This is a genomic window from Allobosea sp. P2_B12, from assembly GCF_056404835.1.
The window spans coordinates 606,136-624,982 of sequence record NZ_JBFUDG010000002.1; the positions used below are offsets into that span (position 1 = coordinate 606,136).

At 66.2% G+C, this 18,847-nt stretch carries 18 protein-coding genes and 1 tRNA gene; 13 read left to right on the forward strand and 6 right to left on the reverse strand.

All coding sequences use genetic code 11. From position 1 onward, the window contains the following. The first annotated feature begins 209 nt into the window (after window positions 1-209). Together dnaG and rpoD are read left to right on the forward strand one after the other, a co-directional pair. Window positions 210-2,120: a DNA primase gene (dnaG, locus tag AC1DYU_RS08240; protein WP_476791199.1), complete on the forward strand. Its 1,911-nt coding sequence runs from the start codon at window positions 210-212 to the stop codon at window positions 2,118-2,120. Between the two features lie 205 nt (window positions 2,121-2,325). Continuing rightward, window positions 2,326-4,365, forward strand: coding sequence for an RNA polymerase sigma factor RpoD (gene rpoD / locus AC1DYU_RS08245; RefSeq protein ID WP_158484686.1), 2,040 nt, complete (start codon window positions 2,326-2,328; stop codon window positions 4,363-4,365). Window positions 4,366-4,422: 57 nt separating this feature from the next. On the opposite strand, the gene AC1DYU_RS08250 is transcribed toward rpoD, so the two are convergent. Together AC1DYU_RS08250 and AC1DYU_RS08255 are read right to left on the reverse strand one after the other, a co-directional pair. Beyond that, the gene (locus AC1DYU_RS08250; RefSeq protein ID WP_476791200.1) at window positions 4,423-4,905 is read right to left on the reverse strand and encodes an SRPBCC family protein; all 483 of its coding nucleotides are present in this window, start codon (window positions 4,903-4,905) and stop codon (window positions 4,423-4,425) included. After that, window positions 4,902-5,246: an ArsR/SmtB family transcription factor gene (locus AC1DYU_RS08255; protein ID WP_476791201.1), complete on the reverse strand. Its 345-nt coding sequence runs from the start codon at window positions 5,244-5,246 to the stop codon at window positions 4,902-4,904. The genes AC1DYU_RS08250 and AC1DYU_RS08255 overlap by 4 nt, the downstream gene beginning before the upstream one ends. 267 nt (window positions 5,247-5,513) lie before the next feature. Between AC1DYU_RS08255 and AC1DYU_RS08260 the strand changes: the two genes are divergently transcribed. The 5 genes from AC1DYU_RS08260 (at window position 5,514) to AC1DYU_RS08280 (ending at window position 7,880) form a co-directional block, all read left to right on the forward strand. Beyond that, the gene (locus AC1DYU_RS08260) at window positions 5,514-5,765 is read left to right on the forward strand and encodes a hypothetical protein (RefSeq protein ID WP_476791202.1); all 252 of its coding nucleotides are present in this window, start codon (window positions 5,514-5,516) and stop codon (window positions 5,763-5,765) included. A gap of 1 nt (window position 5,766) precedes the next feature. Beyond that, window positions 5,767-6,378 carry a LysE family translocator gene (locus AC1DYU_RS08265; protein WP_158484691.1) on the forward strand — a complete coding sequence of 204 codons (612 nt, stop codon included), beginning with the start codon at window positions 5,767-5,769 and terminating at the stop codon, window positions 6,376-6,378. An 11-nt stretch (window positions 6,379-6,389) separates the two neighbouring features. Beyond that, complete coding sequence (locus AC1DYU_RS08270) at window positions 6,390-6,815, forward strand: secondary thiamine-phosphate synthase enzyme YjbQ (protein ID WP_476791203.1); 426 nt, start codon at window positions 6,390-6,392, stop codon at window positions 6,813-6,815. 84 nt (window positions 6,816-6,899) lie between these two features. Continuing rightward, complete coding sequence (locus AC1DYU_RS08275; protein WP_476791204.1) at window positions 6,900-7,187, forward strand: HlyU family transcriptional regulator; 288 nt, start codon at window positions 6,900-6,902, stop codon at window positions 7,185-7,187. 93 nt (window positions 7,188-7,280) lie between these two features. Then, window positions 7,281-7,880 carry a type 1 glutamine amidotransferase domain-containing protein gene (locus AC1DYU_RS08280; RefSeq protein WP_476791205.1) on the forward strand — a complete coding sequence of 200 codons (600 nt, stop codon included), beginning with the start codon at window positions 7,281-7,283 and terminating at the stop codon, window positions 7,878-7,880. Window positions 7,881-7,939: 59 nt separating this feature from the next. On the opposite strand, the gene AC1DYU_RS08285 is transcribed toward AC1DYU_RS08280, so the two are convergent. Then, complete coding sequence (locus AC1DYU_RS08285) at window positions 7,940-8,926, reverse strand: quinone oxidoreductase family protein (protein WP_476791206.1); 987 nt, start codon at window positions 8,924-8,926, stop codon at window positions 7,940-7,942. 114 nt (window positions 8,927-9,040) lie between these two features. Between AC1DYU_RS08285 and AC1DYU_RS08290 the strand changes: the two genes are divergently transcribed. The 6 genes from AC1DYU_RS08290 (at window position 9,041) to AC1DYU_RS08315 (ending at window position 15,350) form a co-directional block, all read left to right on the forward strand. After that, window positions 9,041-9,406, forward strand: coding sequence for an ArsR/SmtB family transcription factor (locus AC1DYU_RS08290; protein ID WP_476791207.1), 366 nt, complete (start codon window positions 9,041-9,043; stop codon window positions 9,404-9,406). Between the two features lie 102 nt (window positions 9,407-9,508). Further along, window positions 9,509-10,771, forward strand: a complete 1,263-nt coding sequence (locus tag AC1DYU_RS08295; protein WP_476791208.1) for an MFS transporter — start codon at window positions 9,509-9,511, stop codon at window positions 10,769-10,771. Between the two features lie 126 nt (window positions 10,772-10,897). Continuing rightward, a complete protein-coding gene (locus tag AC1DYU_RS08300) occupies window positions 10,898-11,923 on the forward strand; it encodes a methionine synthase (RefSeq protein WP_476791209.1) in 1,026 nt (341 codons plus the stop codon). A 90-nt stretch (window positions 11,924-12,013) separates the two neighbouring features. After that, window positions 12,014-12,427, forward strand: coding sequence for an acyl-CoA thioesterase (locus AC1DYU_RS08305; protein ID WP_158484699.1), 414 nt, complete (start codon window positions 12,014-12,016; stop codon window positions 12,425-12,427). Window positions 12,428-12,738: 311 nt separating this feature from the next. Next, window positions 12,739-15,141, forward strand: coding sequence for a methyl-accepting chemotaxis protein (locus AC1DYU_RS08310; RefSeq protein WP_476791210.1), 2,403 nt, complete (start codon window positions 12,739-12,741; stop codon window positions 15,139-15,141). Window positions 15,142-15,274: 133 nt separating this feature from the next. Further along, window positions 15,275-15,350, forward strand: a tRNA-Ile gene (locus AC1DYU_RS08315). Between the two features lie 35 nt (window positions 15,351-15,385). Here the strand turns inward: AC1DYU_RS08315 and AC1DYU_RS08320 are convergent. From AC1DYU_RS08320 to AC1DYU_RS08330, 3 genes are read right to left on the reverse strand one after another with little or no spacing between them, the layout of a single operon-like run. Then, window positions 15,386-16,468: an ABC transporter ATP-binding protein gene (locus tag AC1DYU_RS08320; protein WP_476791211.1), complete on the reverse strand. Its 1,083-nt coding sequence runs from the start codon at window positions 16,466-16,468 to the stop codon at window positions 15,386-15,388. Next, window positions 16,468-17,976, reverse strand: a complete 1,509-nt coding sequence (locus tag AC1DYU_RS08325) for a lyase family protein (protein ID WP_476791212.1) — start codon at window positions 17,974-17,976, stop codon at window positions 16,468-16,470. The genes AC1DYU_RS08320 and AC1DYU_RS08325 overlap by 1 nt, the downstream gene beginning before the upstream one ends. Window positions 17,977-17,995: 19 nt before the next feature. Beyond that, window positions 17,996-18,847: a carbohydrate ABC transporter permease gene (locus tag AC1DYU_RS08330; RefSeq protein WP_158484703.1), complete on the reverse strand. Its 852-nt coding sequence runs from the start codon at window positions 18,845-18,847 to the stop codon at window positions 17,996-17,998.

An 18,847-nucleotide genomic window follows, 5' to 3' on the forward strand; every position in this document is an offset into this window, starting at 1 on the left:
TCCGCCAGGCCGAGTCCAAGCCGCCTGCCCGGCATCGGTACGCCCGCCCGTTTATCAGCCTCCCGGATGTCGAGAACCATCGCTCTTTTCCTCCCGGCTGATCGCTGCGCCGATTTTCTTTACGACAGCACTGTGGATAGCGCAGATAGACCCGGGTCTCGCGACATCACAGATTGGCTTTGAACGCGTCTGAGCCCACATAGGCAGGAATGAAGTTCCCGCCCTCCATCCTGGAAGAAATCAAGGCAAGGCTGCCGGTCTCGGCGGTCGTGGGCAAGCGCGTGCGGCTGGCCAAATCCGGCCGCGAATGGAAGGGGCTCTCGCCCTTCAACGCCGAGAAGACGCCGTCCTTCTTCGTCAACGACCAGAAGGGCTCGTTCTTCGATTTCTCCTCGGGCAAGAACGGCGACATCTTCAAATTCGTGATGGAGACGGAAGGGCTGTCCTTCCCCGAGGCCGTCGAGAAGCTCGCCTCCGAGGCCGGCGTCACGCTGCCGAAGATCACGCATGAAGCGCAGGTCCAGGAGGAGAAGCGCAAAGGGCTGCACGAGGTGGTGGAGCTTGCCGCGCGCTTCTTCGAGGCCGAGTTGATGGGCGAGCGCGGCGGCGCGGCGCGGCGCTATCTGGCTTCGCGTGGGCTCGATGGCGAGGCGCGCACGCGCTTCCGGCTGGGCTATGGCCCATCCGATCGCTTCGCGCTGCGCGACCATCTCGCCGGCAAGGGCGTCAGTGCCGAGTTGATGATGGAGGCGGGACTGCTCGTGCATGGCGAGGAGATCGCTGTGCCTTACGACCGTTTCCGCGACCGCATCATGTTTCCGATCCATGATTCGCGTGGGCGGCCCGTTGCCTTTGGCGGGCGGGCAATGAGCTCGGAGGTTTCGGCCAAATACCTGAACTCGCCGGAGACGCCGCTCTTCCACAAGGGCTCGCTGCTGTTCAACCACCACAATGCCCGCAAGGCGTCGCATGACACCGGGCAGGTCATCGTCGTCGAGGGCTATGTCGACGTCATCGCCATGTCGCTCGCCGGCTTCCCGCAGACGGTGGCGCCGCTTGGTACGGCGCTGACCGAGGACCAGTTGACGCTGCTCTGGCGCATGGCTGACGAGCCGGTGATCTGCCTCGACGGCGACAAGGCCGGGCGCAAGGCTGCGAGCCGCGCGATCGACATCGCCCTGCCGCAACTCGAGCCCGGCAAGTCGCTGTCTTTCGCATTGCTGCCGGACGGACAGGACCCCGACGACCTGGCCCGATCCGGTGGCAAGGTCGCGATCGCGGAGGTTCTGGGCGCGGCGCGGCCGCTGGTCGACATGCTGTGGACGCGCGAGGTCGAAGCCGGCCCGCTCGATACGCCCGAGCGCCGCGCCGCCTTCGAACGGCGGCTGAAGGAGCCGCTCGGCCAGATCAAGGACGAGACGACGCGCAGGCACTACCGCCGCGAGATGGAAGAGCGGCTCGCGCAGCTCTTCGCCAGCGCGTCGCCGGCGCGTGCTGAGCGCGGACGCGACGGGGCCTTCCAGCGCGGTCGTGGCGCAGGCGGTGGTGGCCGTGGCGGATTCCGTGGGGGCTTCCCGCAGGCCGCGCCCTGGGCGACGGGTCCGCTGAAGGCGTCGAGCCAGCTCACGCGGACCAAGATCATGGCACAGGGGCGCGGTGAGGATACGCGCGAGGCCTTCATCCTGCTGGCGCTGGCCTCCCATCCCGGGTTGATCCTCCGCTGCGCCGACGAGATTTCCGAATTGTCGCTCGACGGGGCCGCCGCCGAGCGCTTCCGGCAGGCGCTGCTTGATGCGGCGATGGAGGGCGTTCTCGACGAGGAGGTGCTGGCGAATCGGCTGGAACAGCCTCGCGTGCGCGAGGCGCAAGCCCATCTGATGGCGGTCACCGGCCCTGCCGAGCGACTGAAACTCGCGCAAGAGGCTGATCCTGAATCGGTTTTCGACTCGATTCGTCAGGCTATTGTCTTGCATCAGCGCGCGCGGACGCTACATAGCGAGTTGAAGGCAGCCGAGCGCGCATTGGCTGACGAAGCGACCGAAGCCAATTTCGCCTGGATCAAGGACGTCAAGGCTCGCCTCGAGACGATCGAGGGGACCGAGGCGATGTCCGGGGATTGATGGCATAAGTGCCCGGTGCTCTGCGTTCTGGCATGCGCGCCGGTTCAGGATGGTTTACGGTTCATCAATGATGAGCGGTGCCATCTCGCCGAAGTGATTTGGGTGGGGTGAGCGCGCCGGACCTGCGGCCGCGCCGCCCTTTTATGCGTCTGCGTATGGCTTCTTCCCGAGCCGGAGGCGACGCGAGAGTGCGGAGCGCTGATTGATGGCGACGAAAACGAGCGAACGGGACAAGACCGATCAGGTCGCGCCGGAAGCCCCCCCGAGCTCCGATGGACCGTTGCTCGATCTGACGGATCAGGCCGTAAGGCGGATGATCAAGCTCGCCAAGAAGCGCGGCTATGTCACTTATGATGAACTGAACGAGGTTCTGCCCTCGGAGGAGTTTTCCTCCGAGCAGATCGAGGACGTGCTCGGCCAGCTCAGCGAGCAGGGCATCAACGTCGTCGACAATGAAGACCCCGAGGCTTCGGGCGAAGAGCGCGCGGCTGCGCGCACCGGCACCAACGGCGCCGATGAGGAAGAGGCCGAGGGCGGCGATCTGGTCGATGCCTCGCGCTCGGCGCTGCCCGTCGAGGTCAAGCGCAATCTCGAGCCGACCGAGCGCACCGACGACCCCGTGCGGATGTATCTTCGCGAGATGGGCTCGGTCGAGCTGCTCTCCCGCGAGGGCGAAATCGCGATCGCCAAGCGCATCGAGGCCGGCCGCGAGGCGATGATCGCCGGGCTCTGCGAGAGCCCGCTGACCTTCCAGGCGATCATCATCTGGCGCGACGAGTTGAACGAAGCCAAGATTCTGCTGCGCGACATCATCGATCTCGAAGCGACCTATGCCGGGCCTGACGCCAAGAATCCGCAGGTTGCGCCGGGCGAGGGCGGCGAAGGCGTGCCCGTCGAGGGCGCTGCTCCCGCAGCCGAGGCCGAGGTGCCCGAAGGCGAGCTGCCGTCCGATCTCGACGACGACGATATCGAGAACAACGTCTCGCTCTCGGCCATGGAGGCCGAACTCAAGCCGCGCGTGCTGGAGACGTTCGACTCGATCGCCGACAACTACAAGAAGCTGCGCCGCCTGCAGGACCAGGACATCGCCAACCGGCTGGAGAACACCAAGCTCTCGCCGTCGCAGGACCGCAAATACAAGAAGCTCAAGGACGACATCATCACCGCGGTGAAGTCGCTCTCGCTCAACAACAACCGCATCGAGGCGCTGGTCGAACAGCTCTACGACATCAACAAGCGCCTGATCGGCCACGAGACCCGCCTGCTGCGCCTGGCCGAGAGCTATGGCGTTGGCCGCGAGGACTTCCTCAAGCAGCATGTCGGCGGCGAGCTCGATCCGAAATGGGTGCTGCGCGTCTCCAAGCTGGGCTCGCGCGGCTGGCGTGAATTCGTCGGTGCCGAGCTGGAGCGGATCAAGAGCCTGCGCGAGGACATCCATACGCTGGCGTCCGAGACGGGCCTGGAGATCCAGGAATTCCGCAAGATCGTGCTGATGGTCCAGAAGGGCGAGCGCGAGGCCAGGCAGGCGAAGAAGGAGATGATCGAGGCCAATCTTCGCCTCGTGATCTCGATCGCCAAAAAGTACACGAACCGCGGCCTGCAGTTCCTCGACCTGATCCAGGAAGGCAATATCGGCCTGATGAAGGCGGTCGACAAGTTCGAGTACCGCCGGGGCTACAAGTTCTCGACCTATGCGACCTGGTGGATCCGCCAGGCGATCACGCGCTCGATCGCCGACCAGGCCCGCACGATCCGCATCCCCGTCCACATGATCGAGACGATCAACAAGATCGTGCGGACCTCGCGCCAGATGCTGCACGAGATCGGCCGCGAGCCGACTCCGGAGGAGCTGGCCGAGAAGCTGGCCATGCCGCTGGAGAAGGTCCGCAAGGTCCTCAAGATCGCCAAGGAGCCGATCTCGCTGGAGACCCCGATCGGCGACGAGGAGGATAGCCATCTCGGCGACTTCATCGAGGACAAGAACGCGATCCTGCCGATCGACGCGGCGATCCAGAGCAACCTGCGCGAGACGACGACGCGCGTGCTGGCCTCGCTGACGCCGCGCGAGGAGCGTGTGCTGCGCATGCGCTTCGGCATCGGCATGAACACCGACCACACCCTCGAAGAGGTCGGCCAGCAGTTCAGCGTGACCCGCGAGCGCATCCGCCAGATCGAGGCGAAGGCGCTGCGGAAGCTGAAGCATCCGTCACGGAGCCGGAAGCTCAGGAGCTTTCTGGACAACTGATACAAAAGCCGGCCTCGCGGCCGGCTTTTTTTATTGCTTGCAGGGAATTGGTGAAGCTCAGAGCGTCTTCGCCAACGCAACGAGCTGGTCTAGCGCCGTGCTCCAGCCCTGGTGGAAGCCCATCTCCTCGTGCTGCTTCCTGGCAGCTTCGTCCTTGTGCAGGGCGCGGGCGGTGTAGAGCGTTCCGGTCGCGGTCGGCTCGATCTGAATGGATGCGGTCATGAAGCCGCCACCCAGCGGGCGGTAGCCGGGGCCGAGCGCGTCGGTGAAGACCAGGAGCTTTTCGGGCACGATGAAGAGAAAGCAGCCGGTGTTGTCGTGCTTCTCTCCATTGGGCCCTTCCATCACGGTGCGAAACCTGCCGCCGGGCTGAAGGTCCATCTCGCAGGCCGTTGTCTTCCATGGCGCCGGCGTGAACCACTGCTTCAGCAGCTCCGGTTCGGTCCAGGCGCGCCAGACGAGCCGAGGTGCGACAGCGACCTCGCGCTTCAGTTCGAGATCGAGCGTCGGGTCGAAAACGGCGGCGGGCAGGGCGGTCATGGGGTCTCCTCCGTGTCTTTCAGTTGCAGCACAAAGTCGTCGAGTTGGTCGAGCCGCCGGGTCCAGAGCGAGCGCTGGGCCTCGAGCCAGTGCCCGGCGGCGGCCAGCGGCTCCGCCCGCAGCGTGCAGGTGCGCACCCGCCCGGATTTGGCGGTGCTGACCAGGCCTGAATCCTCCAGAACCTTGAGGTGCTGGAGGAAGCTCGGCAGGGCCATTTCAAAGGGCTTGGCAAGCTCGCTCACCGAGGCCGGCCCGCGGCCCAGCGCCTGGACGACTGCGCGCCGGGTCGGGTCGGACAAAGCGCGGAAGGTCTGATCGAGGGCGGGCTGGGCTGCGGTCATGGGGCGATCCAACAGCATGGCATTAGTTAGGTCAATGCCTAACTAATTGATCGAATCCATCAGCGACGCTGATCGAGCGGGAGCGGGCCCGTCGGGTAGAGCAGGCGGTATTCGGGCTGGACATCGGACCGGTGCCGCATCCGAGCGCAGTCGCGGGAGCCAAGGCGTTTCCAGCACGATTGAGGATATCGACGCGCGGATTTCGCGGGCCGTCTTTATTAATGGCCCGGGATGATGGCATGATGATGCCGATCACGGGAGGCAGCGATGACCCACACACCTGATCTGGCGGAGATCGACGCTGCGGTGCAGGCCGCGCGGGCGCAGGCCGAGCAGCAGAAGCAGCAGCAACAACCCGCCGCCGCAAGCGACACCGGCAGCACGGCGACGGATGGCGTCGGCGACGTCATCGCCGCTGCCCTCGACGGCACGTTCGAACTGGCAGGCAGCGTGATCGCCGGCGCCGGCGAGGCCGCGGCCGCCGTCATTGGCGGCCTTTTCGACGGGCTTGGATCCTGAGATGTCCCTCGAATTCCTGCTGACCTCGCTCATCATCGTCGCCTCGCCCGGAACCGGCGCGCTCTACACCATCGCGGCGGGCCTGACGCGTGGATCACGGGCGAGCGTGCTGGCCGCCTTCGCCTGCACGCTGGGGATCGTGCCGCATCTCCTGGCCGCCATGGTCGGGCTCGCGGCGGTGCTGCATGCCAGCGCGCTCGCCTTCGCGATCGTGAAATATGCCGGTGTCGCCTATCTGCTGTTCATGGCCTGGCAGACGCTGCAGGAACACGGTGCGCTCAAGGTCGAGACGAAGGCCGATCCGCGTTCCGCCTGGCGCGTGCTGCGCGACGGCATCGCGATCAATGTGCTCAATCCGAAGCTCTCGATCTTCTTCGTCGCCTTCCTGCCGCAGTTCATCGTCGCCGACGAGGCCGCGCCGCTGGCGCGCATGCTGGAGCTGTCGGGCGTGTTCATGGCGATGACCTTCATCGTCTTCGCCCTCTACGGGCTGTTCGCGGCGGCGATGCGCGACCGCGTCATCGGCCGACCGCGCGTCATGGCCTGGCTGCGGCGCAGCTTCGCGGCGGCTTTCGTGGCGCTTGGAGCGAAGCTCGCCGTCACTGAACGATAGGCGAGGCGAGGATGCCGTCGCAGACCATCCTCGCGATCGAAACGCGTGGGCCGGGGCTCTATGAGTTCACCTCCCGCGCCGAGGACTTCGTCGCGCAGAGTGGCGTGGAAGCTGGGTTATTGACCCTGTTCGTGCGCCATACCTCCTGCTCGCTGCTGATCCAGGAGAACGCCGATCCGGATGTGCGTGTTGATCTCGATGCGTTTTTCCGTCGGCTCGTGCCATCCGCCGATGATCCGGCGATGGCTTACCTCGTCCATCGGGACGAGGGTCCCGATGACATGCCGGCCCATATCAAGGCGGCGCTGACGCCGGTGTCGCTGTCCATACCTGTCATGGACGGGCGCGTCGTGCTCGGCACCTGGCAGGGCATCTACCTCTTCGAGCACCGCGAGAGGCGGCACCGGCGCGAGGTCGTGCTGCATTTGGCGGGGTGAGCAGCCGGGGCCAGCAGCTTGGCATCAACGGCAAGGGCGGGTAGTTCTCCTGCCGCCCTTGCATCTCGCGCCGGAGAAAGCCCGATGTCCTTCCTGAAATCCCTGTTCGGCGGCCGCAAGGCGGCGGATGACAAGCCGGCCGGCCCGGTCAAGAGCATCGAGCATAACGGCTTCACCATCCATGCGACGCCCTATCAGGAGGGCGGCCAGTGGCAGCTCTGTGGCCTCGTCGAGAAGACGGTCGACGGCGAACTCAAGAGCCATCGTTTCGTCCGCGCCGACCGTTTCCCCGGCGTCGCCGAAGCTGCCGATTTCACGCTGGTCAAGGGCCAGCAGCTCGTCGATCAGCAGGGCGAGGCGGTGTTCCGGTAGCCGCGACGGCGGTAGGCGCGACCTTTCGTCCGGGAACGCTTCGCGGGCTTGGTGGTTTTTCCGGGCATCATCCCCGGAAAAAGGAGGCTGCCCATGAGCGCCGTATTCACGACGAACAGCCCTGCAGCCAAGAGCAGTCTTGCAGGCAAGAGCATTCTCATCCTCGCCACCAACGGCTTCGAGCAGTCGGAGCTCGACATCCCCCACACCAAGCTGAAAGAGGCCGGCGCGACCGTCCATGTCGCCTCGCCCGAGGCCGGCGAGATCACGGGTTGGGATCAGAAGGACTGGGGCAAGGCCGTCAAGGTCGACCGGACGCTCGATGAGGTCAGTGCCGACGCCTATGACGCCATCGTCCTGCCCGGCGGGCAGATGAACCCTGACACGCTGCGCGGCAATCCCAAGGCGCTGAGCCTGATCAAGACCTTCTTCCAGCAGGGCAAGGTCGTGGCGGCGGTGTGCCACGCGCCCTGGTTGCTGATCGACACCGGCATTGCCGAGGGGCGCAGGCTGACCTCCTACAAGACGATCCGGCAGGACATGATCAATGCTGGCGCGCAGTGGGAGGATTCCACCGTTGTAGCGGACAACGGCGTCGTGACCTCGCGCAATCCCGGTGATCTTCCCGCCTTCGTCGCCAAGATCATCGAGGAGGTCAATGAGGGCCGCCACGAACGCCGGGCTGCGGCCTGAGCTGGACGGAGCCTGGACAGACGCGCCCTGACGGTCGGAGCGCGTCTTGTCGCTCGGGCTCAGGGCTGGATGACGATCGCGCCGGTCGTGGCGCGGCCTTCGGCCGTTCTGTGCGCCGCGACGATGTCGTCGAGCTTGAAGCGCGCTCCAATGTCGATCCTGACCTTGCCGTCCGCAATCGCCGCGAAGAGGTCGGCGGCATTGGCGCGGAAGGTCGCCGGGTCGGCATTGTGCGGGAAGACCGAGGGGCGGGTCAGGAACAGGCAGCCCTTCTTGTTGAGCAGATCAGGCGCGATCGCGGGGGCGGGACCCGAGGCCGCGCCATAGGAGACCACCAGACCGAAGGGGGCGGTCAGATCGAGCGAGTGCAGCAGCGTGTCCTTGCCGACAGCATCATAGACCACGCGGGCCTTGCGGCCGCTGGTCGCCGCGAGCAGGGCTTCCGGCCAGCCGGGCTTCGAATAGTCGATCGCAATCGCGCAGCCGGCCTGTCTGGCGATCTCGCATTTCTCCGGCGAGCTTGCGGTGCCGACGACCTCGGCGCCAAGCGCCTTGCCCCACCGGCTCAGGATTTGCCCGACGCCGCCGGCGGCCGAATGCACGAGGATCAGGTCGCCGGGCTGGACCGCATAGGTCCGCCGCAACAGATATTGCGCCGTCATGCCCTTGAAGAGCAGCGATGCTGCCGCTTCGTCACCGATCGCGTCGGGCAGAACCACGAGCTTGTCAGCGGCGACGTTGCGGCGATCCGCATAGGCACCGACGCCGGCGTTCATATAGGCGACGCGGTCGCCGGGCTTGAGCGCGGTCACGCCTGACCCGACCGCCTCGACCACGCCGGCAGCCTCGAAGCCGAGCCCGGTCGGCGTCGGCAGAGGATAGACGCCGCTGCGCTGGTAGATGTCGATGAAATTGAAGCCGATTGCGGTCTGCCGCAATTGGGCCTCGCCCGCCGCCGGGGCTCCGATGTCGATCGTCTCGACCTTCATCACCTCGGCCCCACCGAAGCCGTGCAGCTGCACCGACCTTGCCTGCGTCATCGTCATCGTCTCCGAAAGCGTTGCATGGGAGCTGGCTGAGAACGGCCGGCCATGTCATCACGGCTGCAGGATAGGATCGATCCAGGTATGATGTAAATCGTACCTTTGGAGCTTGTGACGATGCCTGACGCCGAAGGGCACCCCTTTGTCGAGGACATGGAGCTGGGCGCGATCTTCGCCGCGCTGGCCGATCCCCTGCGCCGGCGCGTGGTGCAGATCCTGGCCTGCGAGGCCCAGGACGGCACACGGCTTTGCAACAGCTTCGGCCTGCCGGTCTCGAAAGCGACGCGGACCCACCACTTCCGAATCCTGCGCGAGGCCGGCCTGATCCGGCAGACCGATCTCGGGAACGGGCGCTCCAACCGGCTCCGGCGGGAGGAGCTGGAGGCGCGCTTTCCGGGCCTCATCGCGCTCGTGCTTGCTGGCGGCGAAGCTGCGGTGGCACCTCTCTGCGTGAGTGCCTCAGCCGAGCCCGACACACGCTGAAGGCCGTGCCGCCCTGCGGTGGCAAGGCTTGTCGAGGGGGATCGTGCCGCCTAAGCCTCGTTTCAGAGAAAACCGCTCCACAGAAGCGGCGAGCGAGGAAACATGGTCGTCGAGACAGCGCCTGTCGGGCCGGATGCCGCCCGCTACGCACCCGATTCATCCTATGCGTGGCTGCGGCTGGCGGTGTCGCTGCTGGTCGGCACCGCGGCCTGCGTCGGCACCTGGTCGGTGGTCGTGGTGCTACCCTCGGTGCAGACCGAGTTCGGCACGCTGCGGGCCGGCGCGGCGCTGCCCTATACCTGCGTGATGCTCGGCTTCGGCTTCGGCAACATCGCCATGGGCCGGGTCGCCGATCGCTACGGCATCATCGTGCCGATCGTGCTCGGCGCGCTGCTGCTCGGCTCCGGCTATATCCTGGCCGGCATGGCGCAGACGCTGTGGCAGTTCGCGCTGGTCCATCTGCTGCTGATCGGGGTCGGCGGCGGCGCGGGCTTCGCGCCGCTGATCGCCGACCTCTCGCACTGGTTTCGCCGGCATCGCGGGCTCGCCGTCGTCTTCGGTGCCTCCGGCAGCTATATCGCGGGCGTGATCTGGCCACAGGTCATCACCTGGGGCCTGACTCATCATGGCTGGCGCGCGACGCATATCGGCATCGGCATCGCCGTGCTCGTCATCATGCTGCCCCTGGCCACCTTCTTCCGTCGCCGGCCTTCGGCCGAGAGCATCGCGGCCGACGAGGCCGCGAGCGCAGGCGCACGCGGCGATCTCGGCCTCTCGGCCAATCAACTGCAGTGGCTGCTGGCCGTCGCGGGCTTCTCCTGCTGCGTCGCGATGGCGATGCCGCAGGTCCATCTCGTCGCCTATTGCGGCGACCTCGGTTACGGCGTGGCGCGCGGCGCCGAGATGCTGTCGCTGATGCTGGGCTTAGGCATCATCAGCCGGATCGGCTCGGGCTTCGTTGCCGACCGGATCGGCGGGGCGGCGACGCTGGCGCTGGGCTCGCTGATGCAGGGGCTGGCGCTCTTCCTCTATCTCTGGTTCGACGGGCTGACCTCGCTGTTCATCGTCACCGGCATATTCGGCCTGTTCCAGGGGGGCATCGTGCCGATGTATGCGGTGATCATCCGCGAATACCTGCCGGCGCGCGAGGCCGGGATGCGCATCGGCATCGTGATGTCGGCGACGATCCTCGGCATGGCCTTCGGCGGCTATGTCTCGGGCGCGATCTTCGACGCCTTCGCCTCCTATCGCGCCGCTTTCCTCAACGGGCTGGCCTGGAACCTCGTCAACCTGACCGTGGTCTGCTGGCTGATGATGCGGGCAAGGCGGAAGACGCCTGAGCATTCGACTCCGACGGCCGCCTGACGGGACTTCCCGTGCAAGGCGTCATTGATGTTTCCTTGTTCTCGTTGGGCTTGACGCCAGCCTGCGGCACGTCAGAAGTCGGCGCAACCACAAGCCGCCCGCACAAGCCGCCCGAGGATTAAGTCCATGCTCCTGACCACCATCGCCGGTAGCCTGCCCAAGCCGACCTGGCTTGCCGAGTCCGAGCGGCTCTGGGCACCCTGGAAGCTCGAGGGCATCGCCCTGCAGGAGGGCCGGCGCGATGCGACCATCCTGTCGGTCAAGCTGCAGGAGGATGCCGGGATCGACATCGTCGGCGACGGCGAGCAGGCGCGGATGCATTTCGTCCATGGCTTCCTCGCCAATCTCGGCGGGATCGATTTCGACAAGAAGACGATCATGGGCATCCGTAACAACCGCTACGACGCGGAGGTTCCGACCGTGACCGGCGCGATCCACCGCAAGGGGCCGGTCCACAGCATGGAGGCGCAGGCCGCCCGCGCCCACACAACCCACAAGCTGAAGTTCACGCTGCCCGGCCCGATGACGATCGTCGATACGATCGCCGACGAGCATTACGGCCGGCGAGAAGACCTCGCCATGGCGTTTGCCGCCGTGCTGAACGAGGAGGCGCATGAGCTTCAGGCGCTCGGCGTCGACGTGATCCAGTTCGATGAGCCGGCCTTCAATGTCTATATGAAGGAGGTCCCGGACTGGGGCATCGCCTGCCTGGAGCGCGCCGCGCAGGGCCTCACAGTCAAGACCGCCGTCCATATCTGCTATGGCTACGGCATCAAGGCCAACAACGACTGGAAGGCGACGCTCGGTGCCGAGTGGCGCCATTACGAGCAGACCTTTCCGGCGATCGCCAATAGCTCGATCGACCAGGTTTCGCTGGAGTGCCGCAACTCGAAGGTACCGCTCGACCTGATCAAGCTGCTCGACGGCAAGGACGTGATGGCCGGCGCGATCGACGTCGCCTCGACAGCGATCGAGACGCCCGAGGAGGTCGCTGCCACGATCCGCGCCGCACTCGCCTTCGTGGCGCCCGAAAAGCTCTATCCCTGCACCAATTGCGGGCTCGCGCCGATGACCTCCGAGGTCGCCTATGGCAAGCTCGCGGCGCTGGCGGCGGGCGCAGCCCTGGTGCGCAAGGAACTGGGCGCGGCGTGAGCACCACGCCTTGGCCGCTGTTCGTTTCGGTCTGGCGGACGCGCCTCGGGCCATGCTCCAATGTCGGGGAAACGATGAGGGGGAGAGCCAATGACGACCGAAGCCGGAGTTGCCCGTGACGAGGCACCACGCGGCAACCTGACGGTTCGCATCAATGCGATGCCGGCCGACACCAACGCCAATGGCGACATCTTCGGCGGCTGGGTGATGTCGCGCATGGACGCGGCCGGCGGCATCGCCGGCGTCGACCGGGCGCAGGGGCGCGTCGTCACCATCGCGGTCGATGCGATGACCTTCATCCGGCCGGTCAAGGTCGGCGACGTGCTCAGCGTCTATACCGAGGTCGAGGCGGTCGGGCGCACCTCGATGAAGATCCATGTCGAGGCCTGGGCGCGGCGCTTCCGCACAACGATCCACGAGAAGGTCACGGATGCGACCTTCACCTTCGTGGCGATCGACGAGGAGGGGCGGCCGCGGCCCGTCCCGAAGCCGCCCGAAGACTGAGCCGATCTGGTCGCCGGCCGGCCGTACCTCAAGCCGTATCCTAACAAGAGATGAAGCCGCCTTCCGCTCCGGTGATTCAGAAGAATCCGCTGGCTTAAGCGTTCTTTAAGCGCATTTGACCGATCTTGAATCCGAACAAGGATCTCGCTGACCGGCAGGTTGAGGCGCGGGCCGGTTCGGGGGCTTGTCTGTCGTTTGCCGTGTCGCGCGGCGAGGACAGCCGGTTTTGCGCGGTCGATGGCCTGTGGCCGGCGCGCATGCCTCGCACCAGTGTGCTGCCTTATGTGTCGTGGCGCATTCGGAGAGCATCGATGACGAAGGCCACCAAGCCCTCCCGCCAGCGCAAGACGGCGCGCATCGGTATCGGTGCCCGCATCTATGCGGCGCTGGGGCTGATGACCGCCCTGACCATCGTCGCCTCCTGCGTGGCGTGGTTGTCCTATGGCCGGATCGGCCGAACCGTCGAGGAGCTTGTCGGGCAGAAGATGCCGATGGTCGAGCTCGCTCTGGAGCTGTCCCAGGCAGCCACGCAGTCAACGGCGCTTGCACCGCGCTTCATGGATGTCGAGAACGTCCAGCAGCGCGCGTCCCTGACCAATGAGCTCGACAGGATCGAGGCTCGCCAGTTCGACCTGATCCGCCGCATCGGTTCGCTGAGCGGCATGAACATGAAGCCGACCCAGACCGCGGTGGATGAGCTGTCGCGCCATATCAACGAAATCAACGATCTGACCGGCGCGAGGCTGCGCAACGTGGCGGCGATGAATGCAACGCTTGAACGGTTGTCGAAGGCGGCCGGCGGCTTCACGGGCGTTGTCGGCTACGAAGGCGAGGAGGCGCGCTTCGGCCTCTCGATGGGGATCGAGAGCCTCAAGGGTCTCGCCGGGGCCGAACTGGAGGCGGCGGTGACGACCCTCGGCAGCAGCCAGCTTCCGTCCTTTGATTTTGTGCGCAAGCTGGAGGCGCAGGTCAACGAACTCGTCGGCACGCTGCGCGAGACCGCACAGATTCCAGATCAGGCACGCCTGACGGTGGCGAGCGCTCGCGTCAAGGCCAGCCTCGTTAACATTCGTGGGGATCTGGCGGCCGCCAACCAGATCCTGCCGAGCGCAGTCCGCAACGAAGCGGTCGACGCCGTCATCAAGGTCGGTGAGGGCAGCGACGGCGTCGTCAGTATTCGCCAGCGCGATCTCACCACGCAGCAGGCCATCGCGCGTGGCCTGAAGGAGGTCGACAGTGCGGCGGTGGCCCTGCGCGGGCAGGTCGAGACGCTGGTTCAGGGCGCCCGCGGCGAGGCCGTCGCGGCCAGCGCCTCGACGGCGACCCTGATCGAGCAGAGCAAGATGTGGCTGGGCGCTATCGGTGTCGGATCGTTGCTGATCGCGCTGTCTCTCTCGCTGTTCTATGTCCGGCCAGTGATCGTCGGCCGCCTCAACCGGCTCTGGGCGGCCACACGCGCCATCGCCGACGGCCAGCTCGAAACCGTCGTCGATGCGAAGGGCAACGACGAGATTGCCGACATCGCCAAGAGCGTGCTGCTCTTCCGCGACAACGCCGTGGCGCTGCGCGCCGCCGAAGCGGCCAAGATCGAGGACGACGCTCTGGCGCAAAGTCAGCGCCGCGAGATGATGGCTGAACTCGGAGCCGCCTTCGGCGAGGTCGTCGCCGCCGCCGCGGCCGGCGATTTCAGCCGTCGCGTTCAGGCGAACTTCGCCGATGCCGAGCTGAACGCGCTCGCCGGATCGGTCAACGAATTGCTGGAGACGGTGCAGGGCGGGCTGAAGGAGACCTGCGATGTGCTGGCGGAGCTGTCAGCCGGACATCTCTCGACCCGCGTCGAGGGCATCTACCAGGGCGCCTTCGCCGAGCTGAAGCACGGCACCAACGGCCTTGCCGACGAGTTCGAGAGTACGCTTGCCAAGCTCTCCGAGACGGTCACGGCGGTGCGCAGCGCCACGACGGAGATCCTCGACGGCGTCACCGATCTCGCCCAGCGCACCAGCGAGGAAAGCAATGCCGTCTCGATGGCGACCAACCAGCTCGGCGCCTTCGCCGGTACGGTGAAGAAGACCGCGTCGGAAGCCGCCCAGGCGACCGGCATGGCCGAAGGCGCCGAGAGCCAGGCCCAACAGGGCGAGAAGGTGGTCGCCTCCGCGCTCGAAGCGATGCAGCGCATCCGCACCTCCTCCAACAAGATCTCCGAGGTCATCGCGATGATCGACGAGATCGCCTTCCAGACCAATCTGCTGGCGCTGAACGCGGCCGTCGAGGCAGCGCGCGCCGGCGATAGCGGGCGCGGCTTCGCCGTCGTCGCGACCGAGGTGCGCAGCCTGGCCAAGCGCTCGGCCGACGCCTCCAACGACGTCAAGAAGCTGGTCGAGGCCGCCCATGGCGACGTCAAGGTCGGCGTCGGGCTGGTCGAGGAAACGGCTGCGATGTTCGAGGCGATCGTGTCCTCGGTCAACGACTTGACCGGGCTGATGAACGGCATCTCGCTGACGGCGAAGAACCAGGCCAGCGACGTCTCGGCGATCAACACCGAGATCGACGGTATCGGCACGATGGCGCACCAGAACGCGGCGCTGGTCGAGGAGACCAATGCGGCGCTGGCGCTCACCGACGAGCAGACCCGCGCGCTCAGCGAGCACATCGCCCGCTTCCGCTTCCGCGAGGGCCATGTCGCGGACGAAGAGCCGGTCGCCAGGGCCGCCTGAGGCGCTGGCGGCCTGCTCGCGGGATACAGCTAGCTTTCCATATTCAGGCCCCGCCGTCGCAGGACGGCGGGGCCTTCGCATTTCGACGGGTGGAGCCTTGCTTGACCGGCTCCGGCGGTGTTACGCGGAGTGCGGGCCGGTAGCTCAATGGTTAGAGCTCGCTGCTCATAACAGCGCCGGTGCCGGTTCGAGTCCGGCCCGGCCCACCAATCGCTTGTGCCAGCTGGCGGCTGCAGCGGCAGCTTCAGGCAACCCGTCTTTCGCTCGCCTTGTCGAAGATGCGCAGGCTGTCGGGATGGGCGCCGAATGCGACGCTGTCGCCGGGCCGCAGGATCGTGGTTGCGGGAGCCCGCGCGACGATGTGGCCGGTCGGCAGGTCGACCAGCACGAAGGTCTCCGGACCCTGCGGTTCGGCGACGCGGACCTTGCCTTCGATCCTGATCGGGAAATCGTCCTGCCCATCGGTCAACAGGGTTAGTTCCTGCGGCCGGATGCCAAGCACGACCGCGCGCCCGGCGTCGGTTCGTGCCGGGAGGCTGGTCAGGCGCAGCGCGGGGTTGTTCGGGCCTGCGTCGAAGCCGGCATTGGTGACCGTCGCGTCGATCATGTTCATTTCCGGCGTGCCGATGAAGCGCGCGGTGAAGATGTCGACGGGGCGGTTGTAGAGCTCCATCGGCGCGCCGACCTGCAGGATCCGGCCCTCGCGCATCACCACGATGCGGTCGGCGAGCGACATCGCCTCGACCTGGTCATGGGTGACGAAGACGATCGTGCTGCGCAGGCGCTGGTGCAGTTGCTTGATCTCCAGCCGCATTTGCCCGCGAAGCTGCGCGTCGAGATTGGAGAGCGGCTCGTCGAACAGGAAGGCGACGGGATCGCGCACCATCGCTCGGCCGATGGCGACGCGCTGGCGCTGGCCGCCGGACAGCGCCGCCGGCCGCCGTTCGAGATAGGGTTCGAGGCCGAGCATCTTGGCGGTCTCGGCGATGCGCGCCTGCTTCTCGGCCTTGGAGAGCTTCGAGGTGTAGAGCCCGAAGCCGATGTTCTGGGCGACCGTCAGATGCGGGTAGATCGCGTAGTTCTGGAACACCATCGCGATGTTGCGGTGCTTGGGCTCGTGATTGTTGACCACTTCGCCGCCGATGCGCAGCGTGCCGCCGGAGATGGCCTCCAGCCCGGCGATCATGCGCAGGGTCGTCGATTTTCCGCAGCCCGAGGGGCCGACGAGAACGACGAATTCGCCGTCCTCGATGGTCAGGTCGATGCCGTGGACGGTCGCGATATTGCCGTAGCGCTTGGAAATCTTGTCGAGTTCGATCCTGGCCATCATCCGCCTCGTGCGATGTCGAGAATGCGGCGGTCGAGTTCAGCGGCCGCGTCGGCCTCGTGCTGCCTCGATGCCTCGGCGCGTGTCTCGAAGCCCGCCAGCGCCGCATCGTAGCCCGCCAGCGCTGCGTCCATGGCCGCAGGAGCAGGGCCGCCGAAGCGGTCGCGGACGCTGACGAAATGTTCGGGCGAGACCATGCGGGCGAACTCCGCCGCATCGGCCGCGGGCTTGCGGCCGACATGGTGCTCGAAGGCTTTCAGGAAGACCGGATAGCCGTCGCTGGGCAGATCGCCGGCCATCGCCACCACGCCGCGTGCAACGTCCGCCGCGATCTCGTGGCCGAGGCGGAAGGAGAGCCCTTCGCTGCGCACCAGCCAGTCGGCGAGTTCGGTGATGGTGGCGCAGGAGCGGCTGAGATTGACCGCGACCCGCTCGGGGTCGATCCGGCCCGCGCTGATCGTGGCGGTGAGCAGGTCGAGCACGCGATGGCCGACATCGAAGACCTGGTAGCCCATCTCGTGGGTGTCGGCCTCGCTGTCGGTCATGTCGGTGAAGGGCGTGTTGTGCATCACGTCGATGACGGCGCGCGAGCGGCCCACCGCCTGGCTGGAGAGATGTCGCAGATGCTCGAACGGCACCGGATTGCGCTTCTGAGGCATGATCGAGGAGATCTGCACGAAGGCGTTGGGCAGATAGAGCTGCCCGACCTCGAAGCTCGACCAGAACTGGAAGTCCTGCACCGCCCGGCCGAGATGCAGGAAGATCAGCGAGATCGCGCTGTAGACCGAAGTCAGGTAATCCGTCGCGGCGATGCAGGAATAGGCGTTCTGCAGCGGCGCCGAAAAGCCGAGCAGGGCTGCGACGCGGTGCCGGTCGATCGGGAAGCCAGAGGTGGTAATGGCGGCCGCGCCCATCGGGCAGAGATCGACGATCTGGCGGGCCGCCTCCAGCCGCTCCATGTCGCGGATCAGCACCTCGATGATGGCTGCGAGATAATGGCCATGGGTCGTCGGCTGGGCCGGCTGGCCATGGGTGTAGGCGACGATCAGCACATCGCGGTCGCGCTTCGCCACCGCGATCAGCGCTGCCAGAAGCCCGCGACAGGCAGTGAGCATGCCGTCGATGCGGGGCTTGAAGCCGAGCTTCAGGAAGGTGTGGTCGATGTCGTTGCGCGAGCGCGCCGTGTGCAGCCGGCCGCCGATATCCGTGCCGGCGCGGGCCTTCAGCTCCCGCTCCATGTAGAAGAAATAGTCCTCGACATCGCCGCCATAGGCCAGAGCGGCGGGGTCGATTTCGCGGGCCATGGCGAGCAGGGCGTTGGCGATCGCCGCGCCCTGGGCGGCGTCCAGGATTCCCGTCTCGACCAGCATGACCAGATGGGCCCGGTCGATCTCGCGCAGCGCCCCGGCATGGTGGAGCCTGGCACCGTCGAAGAGCGGCTTGAGCACCGTCGCCCGATAGACCGGATCGGGGAAGCGCGTGTGGTCGTTGGCCTGCAGAATGCCCATCTCTTGCCCTTGAAGCCGTCTAGCCCTTGACGCCCGCGAGCATGACGCCGCGCACGATGTAGCGTTGGAAGAACAGGAAGATCATCAGCGTCGGGATCGTCGCGAGAGAGGCCCCCGTCATGATCAGCTCCCACTGGATGGATTGCTCGACGGCGAAGCTCGATAAGCCCACCGGCAGCGTGTAGAGCGCGGAATCCGTGGTCACGATCAGCGGCCAGAAGAAGGCCGTCCAGTTGCCCAGGAAGGTGAAGATCGCCAGTGCCGAGAGAGCCGGCGTCACCAGCGGCAGGGCGACCTTCCACCAGATCGCGAATTCGTTGAGCCCGTCGATCCGGGCGGCTTCGAGGAAATCATCCGGCACGGTCTCGAAGAACTGCTTCATCAGGAAGACGCCGAAGGCGGTGATCAGGCCGGGGAACATGATGCCCCAATAGGTGTCGACCCAGCCGAGCTTGCTCGCCATCAGATACCAGGGAATGACCAGCATCTCGGTCGGGATCATCAGCGTCGAGAGGATCGCCAGGAAAACCACCTGCCGGCCGGGAAAACGGAACTTCGCCAGCGTGTAGGCAACGAGGCTGTCGAAGAACAGGCAGGATAGGGTGACGATTGTAGCGATGCCGACGGAGTTCAGGAACCATCGGCTGAAACGTCCGTCCGAGAGCACCTTGATGTAGTTGGCGAAGCTCGGATCGGTCGGGATCAGCTTGAGATCGTAGACCTGTCCCGCCGATTTCAGCGAGGTCGAGAACATGAAGAGGAGCGGCGTCATCATCACGACGCCGCCGAGGAAGAGCACAGTCCAGGCAACGATGCGGCCGGGCCGGATGTTGGAATGGCGCCGTGCGGGCTGGGCGGGTTGATCGACCAT

Bases quoted from the DNA above. Each gene is read 5' to 3' on its own strand.
- dnaG (WP_476791199.1), top strand. From the start codon at position 210: ATGAAGTTCCCGCCCTCCATCCTGGAAGAAATCAAGGCAAGGCTGCCG.
- rpoD (WP_158484686.1), top strand. From the start codon at position 2,326: ATGGCGACGAAAACGAGCGAACGGGACAAGACCGATCAGGTCGCGCCG.
- AC1DYU_RS08250 (WP_476791200.1), bottom strand. From the start codon at position 4,905: ATGACCGCCCTGCCCGCCGCCGTTTTCGACCCGACGCTCGATCTCGAA.
- AC1DYU_RS08255 (WP_476791201.1), bottom strand. From the start codon at position 5,246: ATGACCGCAGCCCAGCCCGCCCTCGATCAGACCTTCCGCGCTTTGTCC.
- AC1DYU_RS08260 (WP_476791202.1), top strand. From the start codon at position 5,514: ATGACCCACACACCTGATCTGGCGGAGATCGACGCTGCGGTGCAGGCC.
- AC1DYU_RS08265 (WP_158484691.1), top strand. From the start codon at position 5,767: ATGTCCCTCGAATTCCTGCTGACCTCGCTCATCATCGTCGCCTCGCCC.
- AC1DYU_RS08270 (WP_476791203.1), top strand. From the start codon at position 6,390: ATGCCGTCGCAGACCATCCTCGCGATCGAAACGCGTGGGCCGGGGCTC.
- AC1DYU_RS08275 (WP_476791204.1), top strand. From the start codon at position 6,900: ATGTCCTTCCTGAAATCCCTGTTCGGCGGCCGCAAGGCGGCGGATGAC.
- AC1DYU_RS08280 (WP_476791205.1), top strand. From the start codon at position 7,281: ATGAGCGCCGTATTCACGACGAACAGCCCTGCAGCCAAGAGCAGTCTT.
- AC1DYU_RS08285 (WP_476791206.1), bottom strand. From the start codon at position 8,926: ATGACGATGACGCAGGCAAGGTCGGTGCAGCTGCACGGCTTCGGTGGG.
- AC1DYU_RS08290 (WP_476791207.1), top strand. From the start codon at position 9,041: ATGCCTGACGCCGAAGGGCACCCCTTTGTCGAGGACATGGAGCTGGGC.
- AC1DYU_RS08295 (WP_476791208.1), top strand. From the start codon at position 9,509: ATGGTCGTCGAGACAGCGCCTGTCGGGCCGGATGCCGCCCGCTACGCA.
- AC1DYU_RS08300 (WP_476791209.1), top strand. From the start codon at position 10,898: ATGCTCCTGACCACCATCGCCGGTAGCCTGCCCAAGCCGACCTGGCTT.
- AC1DYU_RS08305 (WP_158484699.1), top strand. From the start codon at position 12,014: ATGACGACCGAAGCCGGAGTTGCCCGTGACGAGGCACCACGCGGCAAC.
- AC1DYU_RS08310 (WP_476791210.1), top strand. From the start codon at position 12,739: ATGACGAAGGCCACCAAGCCCTCCCGCCAGCGCAAGACGGCGCGCATC.
- AC1DYU_RS08320 (WP_476791211.1), bottom strand. From the start codon at position 16,468: ATGGCCAGGATCGAACTCGACAAGATTTCCAAGCGCTACGGCAATATC.
- AC1DYU_RS08325 (WP_476791212.1), bottom strand. From the start codon at position 17,976: ATGGGCATTCTGCAGGCCAACGACCACACGCGCTTCCCCGATCCGGTC.
- AC1DYU_RS08330 (WP_158484703.1), bottom strand. From the start codon at position 18,847: ATGGTCGATCAACCCGCCCAGCCCGCACGGCGCCATTCCAACATCCGG.